General features: G+C 74.8%; 12 protein-coding genes. 11 read left to right on the top strand and 1 reads right to left on the bottom strand.

Features of this window, described 5'->3' with window-relative positions:
- The first annotated feature begins 110 nt into the window (after window positions 1–110).
- The 3 genes from OUQ99_RS04125 (at window position 111) to OUQ99_RS04135 (ending at window position 4175) form a co-directional block, all read left to right on the top strand.
- A complete protein-coding gene (locus OUQ99_RS04125) occupies window positions 111–1832 on the top strand; it encodes a glycerol-3-phosphate dehydrogenase/oxidase (protein ID WP_267948093.1) in 1722 nt (573 codons plus the stop codon).
- Between the two features lie 147 nt (window positions 1833–1979).
- Entirely contained in the window at window positions 1980–2735 is a 756-nt protein-coding gene (locus OUQ99_RS04130; protein WP_267948094.1) for a response regulator transcription factor, read from the top strand.
- 30 nt (window positions 2736–2765) lie between these two features.
- Window positions 2766–4175 (top strand): sensor histidine kinase, encoded by a 1410-nt coding sequence (locus OUQ99_RS04135; RefSeq protein WP_267948095.1) that lies wholly within the window; start codon window positions 2766–2768, stop codon window positions 4173–4175.
- On the opposite strand, the gene OUQ99_RS04140 is transcribed toward OUQ99_RS04135, so the two are convergent.
- Window positions 4087–5214, bottom strand: a complete 1128-nt coding sequence (locus tag OUQ99_RS04140) for a TAXI family TRAP transporter solute-binding subunit (RefSeq protein WP_267948096.1) — start codon at window positions 5212–5214, stop codon at window positions 4087–4089. The two genes, OUQ99_RS04135 and OUQ99_RS04140, sit on opposite strands and share 89 nt — an antisense overlap.
- A 203-nt stretch (window positions 5215–5417) precedes the next feature.
- Between OUQ99_RS04140 and OUQ99_RS04145 the strand changes: the two genes are divergently transcribed.
- From OUQ99_RS04145 to OUQ99_RS04180, 8 genes are all read left to right on the top strand, one after another.
- Complete coding sequence (locus tag OUQ99_RS04145; RefSeq protein ID WP_267948097.1) at window positions 5418–6443, top strand: TAXI family TRAP transporter solute-binding subunit; 1026 nt, start codon at window positions 5418–5420, stop codon at window positions 6441–6443.
- A 12-nt stretch (window positions 6444–6455) separates the two neighbouring features.
- A complete protein-coding gene (locus OUQ99_RS04150; protein WP_267948098.1) occupies window positions 6456–7010 on the top strand; it encodes a DUF1850 domain-containing protein in 555 nt (184 codons plus the stop codon).
- Between the two features lie 60 nt (window positions 7011–7070).
- A complete protein-coding gene (locus tag OUQ99_RS04155; protein ID WP_267948099.1) occupies window positions 7071–9347 on the top strand; it encodes a TRAP transporter permease in 2277 nt (758 codons plus the stop codon).
- 129 nt (window positions 9348–9476) lie between these two features.
- Window positions 9477–10514 (top strand): hypothetical protein, encoded by a 1038-nt coding sequence (locus tag OUQ99_RS04160; protein ID WP_267948100.1) that lies wholly within the window; start codon window positions 9477–9479, stop codon window positions 10512–10514.
- A 65-nt stretch (window positions 10515–10579) separates the two neighbouring features.
- Window positions 10580–11059, top strand: coding sequence for a transporter (locus OUQ99_RS04165; protein WP_267948101.1), 480 nt, complete (start codon window positions 10580–10582; stop codon window positions 11057–11059).
- 133 nt (window positions 11060–11192) lie between these two features.
- On the top strand, window positions 11193–12803 hold the full coding sequence (locus tag OUQ99_RS04170; protein WP_267948102.1) for a 3' terminal RNA ribose 2'-O-methyltransferase Hen1: 1611 nt from the start codon (window positions 11193–11195) through the stop codon (window positions 12801–12803).
- Entirely contained in the window at window positions 12800–15400 is a 2601-nt protein-coding gene (locus tag OUQ99_RS04175; protein WP_267948103.1) for a polynucleotide kinase-phosphatase, read from the top strand. Before OUQ99_RS04170 ends, OUQ99_RS04175 begins: the two co-directional genes overlap by 4 nt.
- Before the next feature lie 295 nt (window positions 15401–15695).
- The gene (locus tag OUQ99_RS04180; RefSeq protein WP_267948104.1) at window positions 15696–18125 is read left to right on the top strand and encodes an endonuclease/exonuclease/phosphatase family protein; all 2430 of its coding nucleotides are present in this window, start codon (window positions 15696–15698) and stop codon (window positions 18123–18125) included.
- The last annotated feature ends 27 nt before the right edge of the window (window positions 18126–18152 follow it).

An 18152-nucleotide genomic window follows, 5' to 3' on the forward strand; every position in this document is an offset into this window, starting at 1 on the left:
GCGCGTCCGCCGTCGGGCGGCTAGCCTGGGCACCTCTGATCGCCCCGATGGACACGGGCCCCGGGTGGGTATGCGCCTGGGAGGAACACCATCGAGACGGAGGACCACGGATGGCTACCACCTGGCTGGGACCGAAGGGGCGCGCCGAGGCGCTCGCGTCGATGAAGGACGAGGAACTCGACGTCCTCGTGGTCGGGGGAGGCATCGTCGGGGCCGGTATCGCCCTGGACGCGGTCTCGCGCGGGCTGTCCACGGGACTCGTCGAGGCACGCGACTTCGCCTCGGGCACCTCCAGCAGATCCAGTAAACTCATCCACGGCGGACTGCGCTACCTGGAGCAGTTCGACTTCGAGCTCGTGCGCGAGGCGCTGCACGAACGGGGTCTGCTCCTCACCACCATCGCGCCGCACCTGGTCCGCCCGGTGCCCTTCCTGTTCCCGTTCGCGCGGCAGTGGGAGCGCGCCTACATCGGCGCGGGAGTCACGCTGTACGACGCCCTGGCGATGTCCTCCCGCAACAACCGGGGGCTCCCCTCGCACCGGCACCTGAGCCGGAACGGCGCGCTGAAGGTCTTCCCGGCCCTCAAGCGCAGCGCCCTGGCGGGGGCGATCCAGTACTGGGACTGCCAGGTGGACGACGCCCGGCTCGTCACCAGTGTGCTGCGCACCGCCGCCGGGCTGGGGGCCAGGATCGCGTCCCGGGTCCAGGCGGTCGGGTTCCTGCGCGAGGGCGAACACGTCGTCGGCGCCAACGTCGCCGACCTGGAGACCGGCGACGAGCTGCGCATCCGCGCCCGCCAGGTGGTCAACGCCGCGGGGGTGTGGACCGACGACATCCAGGAGATGGTCGGAGGTCGCGGACAGATCCACGTCAGCGCCTCCAAGGGCATCCACCTGGTCGTCCCGCGCGACCGCATCCAGGCCTCCTCCGGCATGATCCTGCGCACGGAGAAGAGCGTCCTGTTCGTCATCCCGTGGGGCCGCCACTGGATCATCGGCACCACCGACACCGCCTGGGACCTGGACAAGGAGAACCCGGCGGCGAGCCGCGCCGACATCGACTACGTGCTGGACCACGTCAACCAGGTCCTGCGCACGCCCCTGGGCAGGGACGACGTCGAGGGCGTGTACGCGGGGCTGCGGCCCCTGCTGACGGGCGAGTCCGAGGAGACGTCCAAGCTCTCCCGGGAGCACACGGTCGCCCACCCGGTGCCGGGCCTGGTCCTCATCGCCGGGGGCAAGTACACCACCTACCGGGTGATGGCCAAGGACGCGGTGGACGCGGTCGCCCACGGCCTGGGCAGCAGCGTCCCGCAGTCGGTCACCGACCGGCTGCCGCTGGTGGGCGCGGACGGCTACGCCGCGCTCTACAACCAGCGGTACCGGCTCGCCCGCGACTCGGGCCTGCACGTCTCCCGGATCACCCACCTGCTCCGCCGCCACGGCTCCGGCGTGCACGACCTGCTCGACCTCGTCAGGGAGCGCCCCGACCTGGGACGCCCGCTCGCGGCGGCCGACGACTACCTGCGCGCGGAGATCGTCTACGCCGCGGAGGCGGAGGGGGCGCGCCACCTGGAGGACGTCCTCTCCCGGCGGACCCGGATCTCCTTCGAGACCTGGGACCGGGGGATCGCCGCCGCCGAGGAGGCCGCCGAACTCCTCGCCGGGCCGCTGGACTGGAGCAAGGAGCAGATCCAGCGCGAGGTGGAGTACTACCGCAAGGGGATCGAGGCGGAGCGCGCCGCGCAGGAGCAGGACACCGACCAGGAGGCCGACGCCATCCAGCACGGGGCGCCCGAGATCGTCCCGGAGGCGCGCGTCACCCGGAACTGACCGGTGGGCGGGCGGGGGCTCCCCCGCCCGCCGGGGCCCCGCGGGCCCGCCGTCCCCGGACGGCGGGCCCGCGCGTGTGGCCTGCGGCACACCGTCCCGCTAGGGTGCGGTAGCGACCCCTGCCCTCCCCCCGAAGGACGCGAACCCATGATCAAGGTGCTCCTCGTCGAGGACGACGTCCGGCTCGCCGACGCCCTCACCGGCGCACTGGAGGCCAACGGCTACACGGTCGACCAGGTCCGGACGGCCGAGGGCGCGCTGGCGGCGGCCCCCGCCGACCTGGTCCTGCTCGACCTCGGCCTGCCCGACATGGACGGCATCGAGCTGTGCGGCCTCCTGCGCGAGCGCCACGACGTCGGCGACACCGCGGTCATCATGGTCACCGCGCGCGGGAGGCAGCGCGAACGCGTCCGCGGCCTGCGCTCGGGGGCCGACGACTACGTGGTCAAGCCGCTCGCCGTCGACGAGCTCTGCGCGCGGATGGAGGCGGTGCTGCGCCGCACCCGCAGGCGGGACGGGGGTCCCCTGGCGATCGGCCCCCTGCGGGTCGACCGCGCGACGCGCGCCGTCGTCCGCGACGGCGAGCGGGTGGACCTCACCCGGAAGGAGTTCGACCTCCTCCTCGCCCTGGCGGCGGAGGCGGGCGCGGTCGTGCCCCGCGAACGCCTGATCCTGAGGGTGTGGCGGACCACCTGGCCGGGGACGCTGCGCACGCTGGAGGTGCACATCGGCACCCTGCGCGCCAAGCTGGGCGTACCCGGGCTCATCGAGACCGTGCGCGGCGTCGGCTACCGGCTGGCGGAGGGCGGGCACGGCGTCCCCGCCTCCCGCCACGAGCCCGCCCGCGGGCCCGACCCGGCCGAGCGGGCCGCCGCGGCCGCCGCCCCGGCCCGGCGGGCCTGACCGGGGCCCGGCCCCGACCGGGGCGCCGCCATGCGCCGACGTGTGCTGACCGTGTACGCGACCCTCCTGGTCGCCGCCTGCCTCGGGCTGGCCCTGCCCCTGTGCGGGAGCATCGCCGCCCGGGGCACCTCCGACATGCTCCTGGACCGGATCAACGACACCGCCCGCTTCGCCGGCCTCGCCGAACCGGGTGTGCTCACGGGGGCGGCGTCGGGCCTGACGGGCGAACTGGCGGCCTACGACCGGCTGTACGGCATCACCGCCGTCGTCGTCGACCGGGACGGCGCCGTCGTCGCCTCCTCCCGCGAGGTCGCCGACCTGTCGGACCTGGAACCCGGGCGGTGGGGGCAGCACGGCGACGAGCTGCCCGAGGCGGTGCGGACCGCGCTGGCCGGCAACCGCATGGGCGCCGACAGGGTGGTCTACCCCTGGCAACGGGGACCGCTGGTCGTGGCCGAGCCCGTCGGCCGCTCGGGCGAGGTCGTCGGCGCGGCGGTCACCGCCTCGCCCACCGGCTCCCTGCGCCGCTCGACCCTCGTGCAGTGGTGCGTGGCCTGGGCGGCGGTCGCCGTCCTGATGGCCGCCGGGTTCGCCGCGGCGGGCCCCCTCACGCGCTGGGTGCTGCGCCCCATCGACGACCTGGAGGAGGCGACCCGCGCCGTGAGCGGGGGGAGCCTGGACACCAGGGTGCGGGCGGAGGAGGGGCCCGAGGAGCTGCGCCGCCTGGGGGAGTCGTTCAACCGGATGGCGGACACCATCACCTCCATGCTGGAGAGCCAGCGCACCTTCGTGTCCTACGCGGGACACCAGGTGCGCAACCCCCTGGCGGCTCTGCGGCTGCGGGTGGACTCCCTGTCGCGGCACCTCACCCCGGAGGGGGCGCGCGACCACCGGATGGCGCTGGACGAGGTGGACCGCCTCTCCCGGATCTGCGACAGCCTGCTCACCCTCGCCCGGACGGAGGACACGGAGCAGTCCCTGGTGTGGGAGGACGTCCTGGAGGTCGTCGACGACCGGCTGGCGTCCTGGGAGCCGATCGCGGAGCGCGCGGGCGCCGTGCTGGTCCGCGAGGGGGTCGAGGGGGTGCGGGTCCGCAGCGCGGAGGGGACCCTGGACCAGGCGCTGGACGCGCTCATCGACAACGCCCTGAAGTTCGGCGGGAGCGGTGTGCGGGTCACGGTGCGGGTGGAGCGGGCGGAGGCGGGCCCCGACGGGCCCGGCCACGTGGACGTGCACGTGGTGGACGACGGCCCGGGCCTGCCCGAGGCGCGGCTGGAACAGGCGTCCCGGCCGTTCTGGCGCGACGGCCACGACGGGGTGGGCGGCTCCGGGCTCGGCCTGTCCATCGTCGTCACGCTGCTGGAACTCCAGGGGGCGCACCTGTCCCTGCGGCCGGCCTCGCCGCACGGGATCGACGCGAGGATACGCCTGCCGGCCTGAGCGCGTCCGCCGTCCCGCCGCCCACCGGTCCGTCGTAGGCGTATTTGACCTCGCGGTAGTACGCGGCCGCACCGGGGTGCAGGGGGATCGGCAGGGTCGCGATCGCCGACCGGGTGTCCAGGTGCAGCGCGACCGGGTGGATCCGGGCCAGCTGGTCCCGCCACTCGAACAGCAGGCGGGTCAGGTCCTCCGCCGAGTCGTCGGGCATGGACGCGTCGGCGACCAGCAGGCTCGGGACCCCGACGGTGCGCACCGAGGGCACGCCCGGGTAGGTGCCCGCGGGCACCGGCCGCTCGGAGAAGTACTCGCCGTACCCGGCGACCAGGGCGGGAACGTGCCCGGCCAGGTCGAGCAGCCGGACCGGGGTGCGCTCCGCCAGGTCGGCGACCGCCTGGGTGGGCAGGCCGCCGGACCAGAAGAACGCGTCGACCTCCCCGTTCTCCAGGGCCCGCGCCGAGGCCCCGATGCCCAGCCGGAGCCGGACCGTCCCGCCCTCCCGGTGGGGGCCTGTGGAGCCGGCCGGCTCCGGGCGGAGCCCGGCCAGGTCCAGGAGCCGGTCGGCCATCATCTCGGTGCCCGAGCCCCGGGCGCCCACGGACACGGTGGCCCCGGCCAGGTCGGCGACCTCTTCGTAGGGGGAGTCCGCGCGCACCACCAGGTGCGTGTGGTTGTCGTAGAGGCGGGCGATCGCCGTGATGGGCAGGGGTTCCCCGAAGGGCGGATCCCCCGCGACCGCCAGCGCGGCGACGTCGGCCAGCGTGAAGGCGGCGTCCAGGGAGCCGGAGGCCACCCGCCGGTTGTTCTCCACGCTCGCGGCGGTGGTGAGCGCGGTGATCTCGGTGTCCGGACGGGCGGTCGCGATCCGGGCGAGCCCGGAACCGTAGGCGTGGTAGACGCCCCCCTCGCCGCCCGTGCCGACGGACAGGCGCAGCGGGTCGGACACCCACGTCTGCGACCAGGTGAGGAGGGGCGCCGCGACCACGGCCGTGAGGAGGAGCCCCGCGGCCGTCGACAGCCGCTGGAAGGGGGATCGCGCCATGGGCCGAACACTAGCAAGGACCGTGAAACCTCAGGAGAGGCTCAAATCCCTCCCGCCCCGCTACGGGTTGCGTGCGCGTGACGGCTACGTTTCAGGACAGCGGAGTGGCCTGCGCCACATCGGCCCTGTTCGGAGCGGATCCGCCTCCGCCCGGAGCCGCTCCGCCACCGCCCCCGCCTTCCCCCGAGAGGACACCCCCGACCATGCGACGCACGATGCTGTCCCTGGCCGCCATCCCCGCCGGTGCCCTGCTGCTGGCCGGTTGCGCCCAGCCCGCCGAGTCCGAGGGGGAGGATGTCGGGCTCGGGGCCGGCCCCGTCCAGGAGCGCCTCAGCATCGTCACCGGCGGCACCGCGGGCGTCTACTACCCGATCGGCGGCGCCCTGAGCACCATCATCGGCGACCACGTCGAGGGCCAGACCGGCTCGGTCGAGGCCACGGGCGCGTCGGTGGAGAACATCCGCCTGCTCGGCTCCGGCGAGGGCCACATCGGCATCGTCCAGGGCGACGCGGCCGACCAGGCGGCCCAGGGCAGCGCGGACTTCGAGGGCGACCCCGTCCAGACCTACTCGCTGGCAGTCCTCTACCCCAACGTCTTCCACGCGGTGACCCTGGACTCCATCGCGCAGGCCAGGGGCTTCGAGTGCTTCGGGGACGTGGCCGGCAACCGCTACTCCGTCGGCGACGTCGGCAGCGGCAACGAGGCCACCACCAACCAGGTCTTCGAGTCGCTGGAGATCGCCCTCACCGAGATCGAGATCGACCAGCTCGGCTACGCCGAGACCGCCAGCGCGCTCCAGAACAACCAGCTCGACGCGGGCTCGTGGGTGGTCGGCGAGGGCCACGCCGGGATCACCGAGCTCGGCACCACCGACGACATCTCCATCATCCCGCTCTGCGACGACGAGCGCTCCGCCGTCGTCAACGGCTACGGCGGCTACACCGAGCACGTCATCGCGGGCGGCACCTACCCGGGCGTGGACGAGGACGTCGAGACCATCGCGGTGTGGAACGCCCTGGTCGTGTCCGGCGAGTTCAACGAGCAGCAGGCCTACGACATCACCTCGGCCATGTTCGAGAACATCGACCAGGTCCTCAACGTGTACGCCCCCGGCGAGGAGTACCTGGTCCCCGAGACCATCGTCAACAGCCCGGTCCCGGTGCACCCCGGCGCGGTCCGCTTCTACGAGGAGCAGGGCGTCGAGATCCCCGGGGACCTGCTCCCGTAGGGGCGCGCCGCGATGGAGACCGCTTCCCCGCCGCACGCGGGGCGGCCCGCGGACGCCGGGAGGCCCCGGTGGCCGCGGACCGCCGCCCTGCTGGGCGCGGGCGCGGTCCTGACCGCCCTCCTGCTGCCCGTGTGGCCCGCGCTCAGGCTCAGCGACGGCGGCGACACCATGGGCCACCTCCGCCTCGCCGGGGGCGAGCCCTTCACGGTCTCCTACGTCCACTCCATCGACGGCCTGCCGATCGAGGAGAACCTCCTCGTCCGGGACGGACGCCTGGTCGTGGACTCCACCCGCGTCCGCCAGTTCGGCGCGGGCATGGGCCACATCCCCGGAGAGGGGACCGGCCGCGCCGACGGCGAGTGGTGGGTCGTGGAGGGCATGGAGCGCGACATCGGCACGGAGCTGACCATCCGGGTCGGCGCCCCCGCCGTCGACCACCGGATCCGCGCCCCGGGGGCCGAGGTGCGCCTGTCGCCGTGCCTCGCCGCGCACCCCGTGCGCGTCGAACCGGTGCTGCTGCCCACGCTGCTCCTGCCCCTCGCCACCGTCCCCGAGCCGGAGTGCTGACACCGCGCTCCGCCGCCCGCGACCCGCACGCACCAGCCCAGAGAGCACCGAGGAAGAAGCATGGCCGAGACACCCCCGCCGGAACGGGACGACACCCCGACCGCCGGCCCCGCCGACGCGCAGGCCGGACCGTTCCCGGAGAGCCGGGCCGGGGCCCCCGCCGACCTCCCGGCCGGGGACGGGACAGGGCCGCGGCCCGGGAGGGGCAGGCGCAGGACCGGCACCTCCGCCGACGCGCTGCCCGACGTCGAGGGCGAGGACGGGGAGGCCGGGCCCGCCTGGCGGCGGATCGCCGCGGCCCGCTGGGGAGAGACCCCCCTCGCCGCCGCCGTCGGCGCCGTCGTCCTGGTCCTGGCCGCCGCGCTCACCCTCTTCCAGCTCTACATCGCCCTGCGCGCCGGCTTCGACGCGCGCCAGCAGCGCCTCATCCACCTGATGTTCATCATGGTGCTGGTGTTCCTGGTCAAGCCGCCCCTGAAGGGGAGCGCCGGGCGTTCCGTCCCGGCCCTGGTGCTCGACCTCGCGCTGATCGCGGGCACCGTGGCGGTCAGCTTCTACCCCATGGTGTTCCAGGCCGAGCTGGCCTCCCGCGCCGGCGCCTACACCGACACCGACTGGATCATGGGCCTGGCCGCGATGCTCCTCCTGCTGGAGGCGACCCGGCGGACGGTCGGCATGGTCATGGTCGTGATGGTCGCCGTGTTCGTGTTCTACGCCTGGATCGGGCCGCTCGTCCCCGGACAGTTCGGCCACTCCGGCGCGACCATCCAGCGCATCGCCACGCACAGCTACCTCGGCGACGGCATCTACGGCATGACCCTCGGAGTGGTCGTCACCTTCGTCTTCGTGTTCATCCTGTTCGGGGCGCTGCTGTCCAAGACGGGCGGCGGCAGCTTCTTCGTCGGGCTGGCGTACGTGCTCACGGGGCGCATGGTCGGCGGCCCCGCCAAGGGGGCGGTCCTGGGCAGCGCCCTCATGGGCTCCGTCTCCGGCAGCGCCATCGCCAACGTCGTCAGCACCGGGCCGTTCACGATCCCGCTGATGAAGAAGGTCGGGTACAGGAAGCACGACGCGGCCGGTGTCGAGGCCGCGGCCTCCACGGGCGGGCAGATCCTGCCCCCCATCATGGGCGCGGGCGCGTTCATCATGGCCGAGCGCACCGGCATCCCCTACGCGGACATCGTCAAGGTGGCGATCATCCCGGCCCTGATGTACTTCGGCGTCATGTTCCTCTTCGTGGACATCCTGGCGCGCAAGTACGGCATCGGCCTCGCGAAGGACTCCGACCTGCCCTCCCTGGGCACGGTGATGAAGGCGGGCTGGCACTTCCTCGCCCCGCTGGTCCTGCTCGTCGTCCTGCTGCTCCAGTACGTGCCGCCGACCCGGGCGGGCCTGTACGCCTGCGGGGCACTCCTGGTCGTGGCGATGCTCCGCGCCGGGAGCCGCCTGTCCCCCAGGGACTTCCTGGAGGTGTTCGTCCTCGCCGCGAACAGCACGCTGTCCGTCTCCGTCGCCTGTGCGGTGGCGGGCATCATCGTGGGCATGGTCGGCCTGACCGGTCTCGGCCTGGTCTTCTCCGACGTCCTGGTGACCGCCTTCGCGGGCAGCCTGCTGCTCACCCTGCTGATGGTGGCGCTGGCCTCCCTGGTCATGGGCATCGGCCTGCCGGTCACCGCGTCCTACGTGGTCCTGGCGGTGCTGGCGGTCCCGGCGCTGGAGGAGCTGGGCCTGGCCGTGATCGTCGCCCACATGATCGTGTACTGGTACAGCCAGGACTCCAACGTCACGCCGCCGGTGGCCTTCGCCGCGTTCGCGGCGGCGGGCATCGCCAACGCCAGTCCGATGCGCTCGGGCCTGTCCGCGTGGAAGTTCGCCAAGGGGCTGTACCTCATCCCCGTCCTGATGGCCTACTCGGCCCTCATGGCCGTCGAGGGGCCGGTCTCGAACCTGGTGGTCGCCGTGCTCAGCGGCTGTATCGCCCTGGCGGTCGCGGCGATGGCGCTGGAGGGGCACTTCCTGCGGCGCACCCTGCTCGGCGAACGCCTCGCCCTCACGCTGGCGGCGACCCTCGTCATGATCGCCCCCGAGTGGAGCGCCCTGACCGGCGCGGTCCTGTCGGTGTCCGTCGACCCCGACTGGTTCGTTCTCGCGGGCTCCGTCCTGGGCGTCGTGCTCATCGCCCTCCAGGTCGTCAACCACCGCAGGGACAAGGCCCGCGGCGCGGTCCCCGCGCCGGACGCGCCCGGCGGTGGCGGCGCTCCGGAGGCCGAGCCGGTCCCCGGAGGCGGCGGAGCGGAGGGGAGCGCGGGCAGGGCCGGGGCCCCGGCGTCCGGGTAGCGGCGCCCTCTGCGGCCCCCGGTACGCCCGGGGCCGCCCGGCCCCCGCCCCGGCGGTGGCGGCCCGGCCCCGCCGTGCCCCCCGGCGGGCCCGTCGTCCAGGCACGACGGGCCCGCTACGCTCGCACACATGTGGCGATTCGGACGCAATCCGGCAAGGGTGCCCCGCGGCGCCGACATCGAGGCGCGCCTGGTGTCCGCGTCCCTGGGCGCCGACCCCCTCCTCCGGGCCGGGTGCGAGGCCGTGCGCGAGGGGGAGGCCTCGGCCGCGCTGCCGCTGCTGGCCGAGTCCCGCGAGGACCCCGAGACCCGCGTGGTCCAGGCGGAGGTGCTCGGCCGCGCGGCCGCGGACCGCCCCGAGAGCGTCGTCGAACTCCTCGGGGACGGCGCCGACCGGGCCGACGTCCTGCTCTGGCTGGGGCACACGCTCCTCGCCCGCGCGCTGCGCCGGCCCGCGGGCGGCGCGGACACCCGCCAGGCCGACCGCAAGGCGTTCACCGCGGCCCTGGACGAGGCCCGCATCCCCCTGGAGGCGTCGGCGCGGCTGCGCACCGACGACGCCGCACCCTGGGCGGGCCTCCAGACCGTCGCGATGGGCCTGGGCGCCGACCGCGAGGACAAGGACCGGCTCTGGCGCGAGATCGCCGGACGGTCGCCGCACCTGTTCCCCGCACACCTGGTCCGCACGCGCTCCCTGTCCGCGACCAGGGGCGGCAGCACCGAGGAGATGTTCGCCTTCGCGGGAGCCGCCGCCGACACCGCGCCCGAGGGGCACCCGCTGCCGTCCGTCCTGGCGCTCGCCCACGCCGAGCACGTGCGGGTCGAGCAGAAGAGGCTGGCCGCCGAGGGCAACACCCCCTTCGTCGTCGACAAGGCGCTGGGCCGACTGCACGGCGGGTCGGCGCAGGAGCTGTTCGACCTCGCACAGGGGTGGGCGGCCGCGTCCGAGCCGCACCCCGGCGACGTCCGGGCCCACCACCTGTTCGGCTGGGCGTTCCACCGCGCGGGCATGACCGAGGCCGCCCGATGGCACCTGTCCGCCGTCGGCAACGTCTACTGCGACCAGCCGTGGTCGTTCTTCGGAGGCGCCCGGTCCCAGGTGGCCCGGGCGATGGAGGAGCTCGGCGTGGACCCTGTCCGCACGACGGGCGGGCCGGAACCGTCCTGAGGGCCCCGGCCCCGTGAGTAGGCGTACTCATGCGGGGCGAGGGGGAGGCGGGGGAAGCTGGGACCATGACCCACCGACCCCACACCCCCGTGTCCGCCCCCCGCGCGATGCTCCTCGCCGCGGCCGCGGCGCTCGCCATGTCCGTCCTGCTGCTCCTGGCCGCCTGGGTGGCGCGGGCCGCCATCGGGGCCCACGACGACAGCCCCGACGCCAACATCGGCGCGGGCATGCTCCTGACGTTCGTGCCCGTCCTCGTCGCCCCCCTCCTGGCCTGGCCCCTCCTCCGCCTCGTCCGGCTGCCCTACCCGGGTCTCACCGCGCTGGTCTTCGCGGTCCCCTACCTGGTCCTGTCGTTCGTGGGCCTGACGGTGTGGGTGTGGATCGACACCGCCATCCCGGTCGGGTCCGCCTACACCGAGATCGACCCGATGCTGACCATGGGCGCGGTCGACGCGGTCGTCTCCGTGCTCTGCCTGTCGGGCGCCGCCCTGGTCACCTCCCGCCTGCACGCCGCCGGGCACGCTCGGCAGAGCGCCGGCGGCTGACCCCCGGCGGCTCCGCACGGCCGCCCGCCGCGAGGTCCCCCGGCCCCGGGACCCGGCCGCCGGACGCACCGCTCCGCCGGCCCCGCCGGAAAAGCCCTGGCCCCGCGCCGGACCGAGGGGACACAATGCACGGGTGCTACTGACGATCACGACCACGGCGGCCCCGGCGACGGACCTCGGTTTCCTGCTGCACAAGCACCCGGACAGGGCGCAGAGCTTCGAGCAGTCCTTCGGAACCGCCCACGTCTTCTACCCCGAGGCCACCGGCGAGCGCTGCACGGCGGCCCTCCTGCTGGACGTCGACGCCCAGGCGCTCCTGCGGGCGCGCACGTCGGTGAGCTCGCCCGACTTCTCCCTCGCCCAGTACGTCAACGACCGTCCCTACGCGACGTCCTCCCTGTTCACGGTGGCACTGGGCAGGGTGTTCCGGTCCGCGCTGCGGGGCTCGTGCAGGGCTCGGCCCGAACTGGCGCGCACGCCCCTCCCGCTGGAGCTGCGGATGCCGGCCGTCCCCTGCCGCTCCGGTGCGGAGCGCGCCCGGGCGCTCTTCGAGCCCCTGGGGTGGACGGTCGACGCCGAACCGGTCCCGCTCGACCCCGGCCTGCCCGGCTGGGGCGACTCCCACTACCTCTCACTCACCCTCACCGGGACCGTGCGCCTGTCCGAGGCCCTCAGCCACCTGTACGTGCTGCTCCCCGCCATGGACGGCAGCAAGCACTACTGGGTCGACCGGAGCGAGGTCGACAAGCTCCTCCGCGCCGGCGGCCTGCCCGGCGCCGCGCCGCGGACGGCCGTGGACGGGCCGTCCGCGGCCGGGGAGGCGACGCCCTCCGCGATCGCGCCGGAGGCGCCCGGGGAGGACGGCGACGGGACGGACGGGCCCGACGCGGACGTCGGCTGGCTGGCCGGGCACCCCGAGCGGGACTGGATCACCCACCGCTACCTCAACCGCCGCGACGCCTACGTGCGGACCGCGCTGGCCCGCATCGCCGAGGCCGAGGGCCTCGCGGAGGGCGACGGCGCGGACGACCCCGCGGCGGAGGAGGCCGAAACGGCGCCCCCGGCCGAGGGGCACGACGAGCGCGTCCCCACCCTGGCCGAGCAGCGCGCCGGGGCGGTCATGGCGGTGCTGGAGGCGGAGGACGCCACCAGCGTCATCGACCTGGGCTGCGGCTCCGGCCGGCTGCTCGCGCGGCTGGCGGCCGACCGCTCCCTCACACGCGTGACCGGGGTGGACGTCAGCGTCACCGCCCTCGAACACGCCCACCGCAGGACCTGCCGGGGCTGCGACCCCGGCGGGGGCAGGCGCCACCGGCCGCTGCCCGCCCTCACCGGAGGGGCGGTGGGCGCCAACGGCGCGCCGCCGCGCCCCGAGCTGCTGGTCGGCTCCGTGGTCTACCGCGACCGGCGGTTCTCCGGTTACGACGCCGCCGTCCTGATGGAGGTGATCGAGCACCTCGACCCGTCGCGGCTGCCCGCGATGGAGGAGAGCGTGTTCGGCGCCGCCCGGCCCCGCGTCGTGGTGGTCACCACCCCCAACGCCGAGTACAACACGCACTACGAGGGCCTGGCGGACGGCTCCCTCCGGCACAGCGACCACCGGTTCGAGTGGACGCGCGCCGAGTTCGCCCGGTGGGGCGACCGCGTCGCCGAACAGTACGGCTACCGCCTCCGCCGCCTGCCGGTCGGGTCCGAGGACCCGGAGACCGGTTCCCCGACCCAGATGGGAGTCTTCGTCCGATGAGTACGACCGAGGAGGACCGGACCCCCGAGCCGCGTGTGCTCGGCGTGCCCAGGATGGGGCTCGTCGTGCTGATCGGGGTGTCCGGATCCGGCAAGTCCACGTTCGCCGCCGAGCACTTCGCGCCCACGCAGGTGATCAGCTCCGACCACTGCCGGGGCATGGTCAGCGACGACGAGAACGACCAGTCCGCGAGCGCGGACGCGTTCGCCCTGCTCCACACCGTCGTGGACATCCGGCTGCGGCGGGGACTCCTCACCGTCGTGGACGCCACCAACGTGCAGAGCAGGGTGCGCGGGGAACTGGTGCGCATCGCCAAGGACAACAACGTGCTGTCCACCGCGATCGTGCTGGACGTTCCCGAGGCCCTGGCGAAGGAGCGCAACCGCGGGCGGCCCGACCGAGACTTCGGCGACCACGTCGTCCGGCGGCAGCGGCGCGAACTCCGCCAGGGGCTGAAGAGGCTGTCCCGCGAGGGCTTCCGCAGGATCCACGTCCTGCGCGGACCGGAGGAGATCGACGGCGCCACCGTCGAACTCGAGCGCGCCTGGCCGGACCGGACGGAGCTCACCGGCCCCTTCGACATCGTCGGCGACGTGCACGGCTGCCGGGAGGAACTGGAGGAACTCCTCGGCGTCCTCGGTTACGAGCTGTCCCGCGACGGGGAGGGGCGCCCCGTGGGGGCGCGCCACCCCGACGGGCGCACGGCGGTGTTCGTCGGCGACCTCGTGGACCGCGGGCCGGACAGCCCCGGCGTGCTGCGCCTGGTCATGGGCATGGTCGCCGACGGCGACGCCCTGTGCGTGCCGGGGAACCACGAGAACAAGCTGATCAGAGCGCTCAAGGGCGCCAAGGTCCAGGCCACCCACGGCCTGGCCGAGACCCTGGAGCAGCTGGGCCGGGAGAGCGAGGAGTTCCGCGCGCGGGTGCTCGCCTTCTGCGACGGCCTGGTCAGCCACCTCGTCCTCGACGGGGGAAGGCTCGTCGTCGCCCACGCCGGGCTCAAGGAGGAGTACCACGGCCGGGCCTCGGGCCGTGTGCGCTCCTTCGCCCTGTACGGCGAGACCACCGGGGAGACCGACGAGTACGGCCTCCCCGTGCGGCTGCCCTGGGCCCGCGAGTACCGGGGGAAGGCGGCCGTGGTCTACGGCCACGTGCCCACCGTCAAGGCGGAGTGGCTCAACAACACCATCTGCCTGGACACGGGCTGCGTGTTCGGCGGCAAGCTCACCGCGCTGCGCCACCCGGAGCGCGAACTGGTCGACGTCGACGCCCACCGCACCTGGTACGAGCCGGTCCGGCCGCTGTCGGGCACGCCCCCGGAGGACGGGGAGCGGCGCGCCGACGACACCGTCGACATCACCGACGTCGGGGTCGGCGACGGCGTCTCGGCTCCCGGCCTGTACGTGGAGACCGCGGACGGGGCCGTGCGCACCGACAGCGGCAGCACGCTGTCCGCGCTGGAGGTCATGAGCCGGTTCGCGGTCGACCCGCGCTGGCTCCTGTACCTGCCGCCGACCATGGCCCCCGCGCCGACCGCCGCCGCACCGGGGCTCCTGGAGCACCCGGACGAGGCGTTCGCGTACTTCCGGGGCGCCGGGACCGGCGAGGTCGTGTGCCAGGAGAAGCACATGGGCTCGCGCGCCGTCGCCGTGCTGTGCAGGGACGGGGAGGCTGCCGAGCGGCGGTTCGTCCCCGGCGAGCTGGGGACGGTCTACACCCGGACCGGGCGCCCGTTCTTCCAGGACCCCGCGCTCCGGGCGGAGGTCGTCGACCAGCTGCGCCGCGCCGTGACCGAGGCGGACCTGTGGGACCGGCTCGGCACCGACTGGGTGGCCCTGGACGGTGAGCTCCTGCCCTGGTCGGCCAAGGCCCGGCCGCTGATCCGCGAGCAGTACGCGTCGGTGGGCGCCGCCGCCCGCGCCTCCCTGCCCGCCGCCGCGGCCGCCCTCCGCGCCGCGGCCGCGCGCGGTGTGCCCGTGGACGGCCTGGCCGACAAGGTCGCCCTGCGGACGGAGCAGACGGAGGCGTTCAGCCGGGTCTACCGGCGCTACTCGTGGGACACCGACGGCGCCGCGGGGCTCCGGTACGCGCCCTTCGCGGTGCTCGCCTCCGAGGGCCGCGAGTACACCGACGCCGACCACCTGTGGCACATGGCGATCGCCGAACGGCTCGCGGAGGCCGGAGGACTGGTGCAGCCCACCCGCTACCGGGTGGTCGACACCACCGACCCGGCGGCCTGCGGCTCGGCCGCCGACTGGTGGACCGACCTGGTCTCCGCCGGCGGCGAGGGCATGGTGGTCAAGCCGGTCCTGGGCGCACGGGCCGAGGGCCGCAAGGGCCTGGTCCAGCCGGGGCTGAAGGTGCGCGGGCCCGAGTACCTGCGGATCGTCTACGGAGCCGACTACACCGACCCCGAGAGGCTGGCCGTGCTCAAGGACCGCAACCTCGGCCGCAAGAACAGCCTGGCCATGCGCGAGCACAAACTGGGGCTGGAGGCCCTGGCCCGGCACGCCCGCCGCGAACCCCTGTGGCGGGTGCACGAGCCCGTGTTCGCGGTCCTGGCACTGGCCTCCGAGCCGGTCGACCCGCGCCTGTAGGCGCACGCCCGGCCCGGCGGCCCCGTCCGGGGCGCCGGGCCGGACACGCGGCCGGGAGCGGAGCGGGCCGGGGCGGAGCGGGGACCTCCTGGGCCCGGGCGCCCGCGGTCCCGGCAGGGGACGCGGGCGCCCCGGCCGGACCCGGCGGTCCGCGCGGGCGCAGGACGCGCGGCGCCGGTCGGACCGCGCCGGCGGCCGCCCGCTTCGCCTCCATTTCACGCCTTCTCTTCCGGTCGGACATCCGCGCGGGTGATGATGTGCGGGCCCCCGTTGCCCAGCGACCCCCGGAGCAGATGTGTCCCCCACCCGACCCGGACGTCTGATCGCGTCCACGTCCGCCGCGGCCGCGGTCCTCCTCGGCGTCGGCCTCGCGGCGGCGCCGCCCGCCCTCGCCGACGACGCCGCGCCCGTGATCAGCGAGGTGTACGGCGGAGGCGGCAACAGCGGAGCCCTGCTGCGCCACGACTTCGTCGAGCTCGGGAACCCGGCCGGCGGACCCGCCGACCTCGACGGCTGGAGCGTCCAGTACCTCCCCGCCGCCCCGGGACCGTCCACACGGGTGCAGGTCACGGCCCTGACCGGGGAGATCCCGGCGGGAGGCCACCACCTCGTCCGCCAGGCGGCGGGCGCCGGGGGCAGCGTCGAGCTCCCCGCCCCCGACACCGCCGGCAGCACCAACATGTCCGCGACGGCGGGCACGGTCCTGCTCGTCTCCGGCACCGAGCCGGTCTCCTGCCGGACCGCGGCGGCGTGCGCGCAGGACGGCTCCGTGGTGGACGTGGTCGGCTACGGCAACGCCGTCGTCCACGCCGGATCGCCCGTCACGGGGCTCTCCAACACCGCGTCCGCCTCGCGCGACGCCGCGTTCACCGACACGGGCGACAACGCCGCCGACCTCACCGCCGGGGACCCCACGCCCACCAACGCGGCGGGCGAGACGGCGGGCGACGGCGGCGGGCCGGAGGAGCCCGTCGAGCCCGGCGACCTGCGCGTCCACGACGTGCAGGGCACCACCCGCACCTCCCCGTACGCCGGCCGCCAGGTCACCGGCCTGCCCGGGGTGGTGACGGCGGTCAACGCCTTCGGCGGCGCCCGCGGATTCTGGTTCCAGGACACCGAGGGCGACGGCGACCCCCGCACGAGCGAGGCCCTCTTCGTCTTCACCGGCTCCACCACGCCCGCCGTCGCCCCCGGCGACGAGGTCCTGGTCGCCGGGCGGGTCGGCGAGTACCGGCCCGCGGCCGGCCACCAGACCACCACCCAGCTCGACGGGGCCCGCTGGACCGTCCTGTCCACCGGCAACGCGCTCCCCGACTCCGTCCTGCTGGACGCCGACGCCCTCCCCGAGGCGTACGCGCCCGACCACGGCGGCGACGTCTCCGGCCTGGAGCTGGAGCCCGACAAGTACGCGCTGGACTTCTGGGCCGCGCACGAGCACATGACGGTCCGCGTCGAGGACGCCCCCGTGGTGGGCGCCACGGACGGCTACCACGCCCTGTGGGTGACCACCGATCCCGGCCAGAACCCCACCGTCAACGGCGGGACCGCCTACGGCTCCTACGACGAACCCAACTCCGGGCGGGTCAAGGTCGAGTCCCTGCTCGACCGCGCCGAGCACCCCTTCCCCGAGGCGAACGTCGGCGACACCCTCGCCGGGGTCACCGAGGGCCCCCTCCACCACAGCCGGTTCGGCGGCTACCTGATCCGCGCCACCACCCTGGGGGAGCACGTCCCGGGCGGCCTGGAGCGCACCCCGGTCCGCGACACCGAGCGGTACGAGGTCAGCATCGCCACCTACAACGTCGAGAACCTCGGCGGCCGTGACGACCAGGCCAGGTTCGACGCGCTCGCGGCCGGGATCGTCGACCACCTGGACACGCCCGACATCATCGGGCTGGAGGAGATCCAGGACGACAGCGGCCCCGTGGACGACGGCACCGTCGACGCGGGCGTCACCCTCGACCGGCTCGTGGAGGCCGTCGCCGCGCACGGCGGCCCCGCCTACGAGTGGCGGCAGATCAGCCCCGAGGACAAGCAGGACGGCGGACAGCCGGGCGGCAACATCCGCAACGCCTTCCTGTTCGACCCCGAGCGGGTCGAGTTCGTGGACCGCGAGGGCGGCGACGCCACCACCGCCGTCGAGGTCGTGGAGGGCGCGCGGGGCGCCGAGCTGTCGGTGTCCCCGGGCCGCATCAGCCCGCTGGACGAGGCGTGGGACTCCAGCCGCAAGCCGCTGGTCGGCCACTTCCGCGCCCTCAACCGGGACGTCTACGTGGTCACCAACCACTTCAACTCCAAGGTCGGGGACGAGCCGCTCCACGGCGTCAACCAGCCGCCGAACCGCACCAGCGAGGCCCAGCGCCACGCCCAGGCCGAGCTGGTCGGGGCGTTCGCCGACGAACTGCTCGCGGCGGACCCGCAGGCCAACCTGGTCGTCATGGGCGACCTGAACGACTTCCAGTTCTCGCGGACCCTGGAGATCCTCACCGGGGAGGATCGCCTGTACAACCCCATGGCGGACCTGCCCGAGGGGGAGCGCTACAACTACGTGTTCGACGGCAACTCCCAGGCCCTGGACCACATCCTGGTCAACCGGGCCCTGGCGGGACGCGTCGACTACGCGGTCGCGCGGCTCAACTCCGAGTTCCACGACCAGGTCAGCGACCACGACCCGCAGGTGCTGTGGCTGGACACCCGCCGGAGCACCCCGCCGGGACGCGGCTGACCCGCGCGGACCGGAGGGGGCGGGCGC

Source organism: Streptomonospora nanhaiensis (assembly GCF_026642255.1).
Taxonomy (GTDB): Bacteria; Actinomycetota; Actinomycetes; order Streptosporangiales; family Streptosporangiaceae; genus Nocardiopsis; species Nocardiopsis tropica.

Bases quoted from the DNA above. Each gene is read 5' to 3' on its own strand.
- OUQ99_RS04140 (WP_267948096.1), bottom strand. From the start codon at position 5,214: ATGGCGCGATCCCCCTTCCAGCGGCTGTCGACGGCCGCGGGGCTCCTC.
- OUQ99_RS04150 (WP_267948098.1), top strand. From the start codon at position 6,456: ATGGAGACCGCTTCCCCGCCGCACGCGGGGCGGCCCGCGGACGCCGGG.
- OUQ99_RS04175 (WP_267948103.1), top strand. From the start codon at position 12,800: ATGAGTACGACCGAGGAGGACCGGACCCCCGAGCCGCGTGTGCTCGGC.
- OUQ99_RS04145 (WP_267948097.1), top strand. From the start codon at position 5,418: ATGCGACGCACGATGCTGTCCCTGGCCGCCATCCCCGCCGGTGCCCTG.
- OUQ99_RS04155 (WP_267948099.1), top strand. From the start codon at position 7,071: ATGGCCGAGACACCCCCGCCGGAACGGGACGACACCCCGACCGCCGGC.
- OUQ99_RS04135 (WP_267948095.1), top strand. From the start codon at position 2,766: ATGCGCCGACGTGTGCTGACCGTGTACGCGACCCTCCTGGTCGCCGCC.
- OUQ99_RS04130 (WP_267948094.1), top strand. From the start codon at position 1,980: ATGATCAAGGTGCTCCTCGTCGAGGACGACGTCCGGCTCGCCGACGCC.
- OUQ99_RS04165 (WP_267948101.1), top strand. From the start codon at position 10,580: ATGACCCACCGACCCCACACCCCCGTGTCCGCCCCCCGCGCGATGCTC.
- OUQ99_RS04125 (WP_267948093.1), top strand. From the start codon at position 111: ATGGCTACCACCTGGCTGGGACCGAAGGGGCGCGCCGAGGCGCTCGCG.
- OUQ99_RS04160 (WP_267948100.1), top strand. From the start codon at position 9,477: ATGTGGCGATTCGGACGCAATCCGGCAAGGGTGCCCCGCGGCGCCGAC.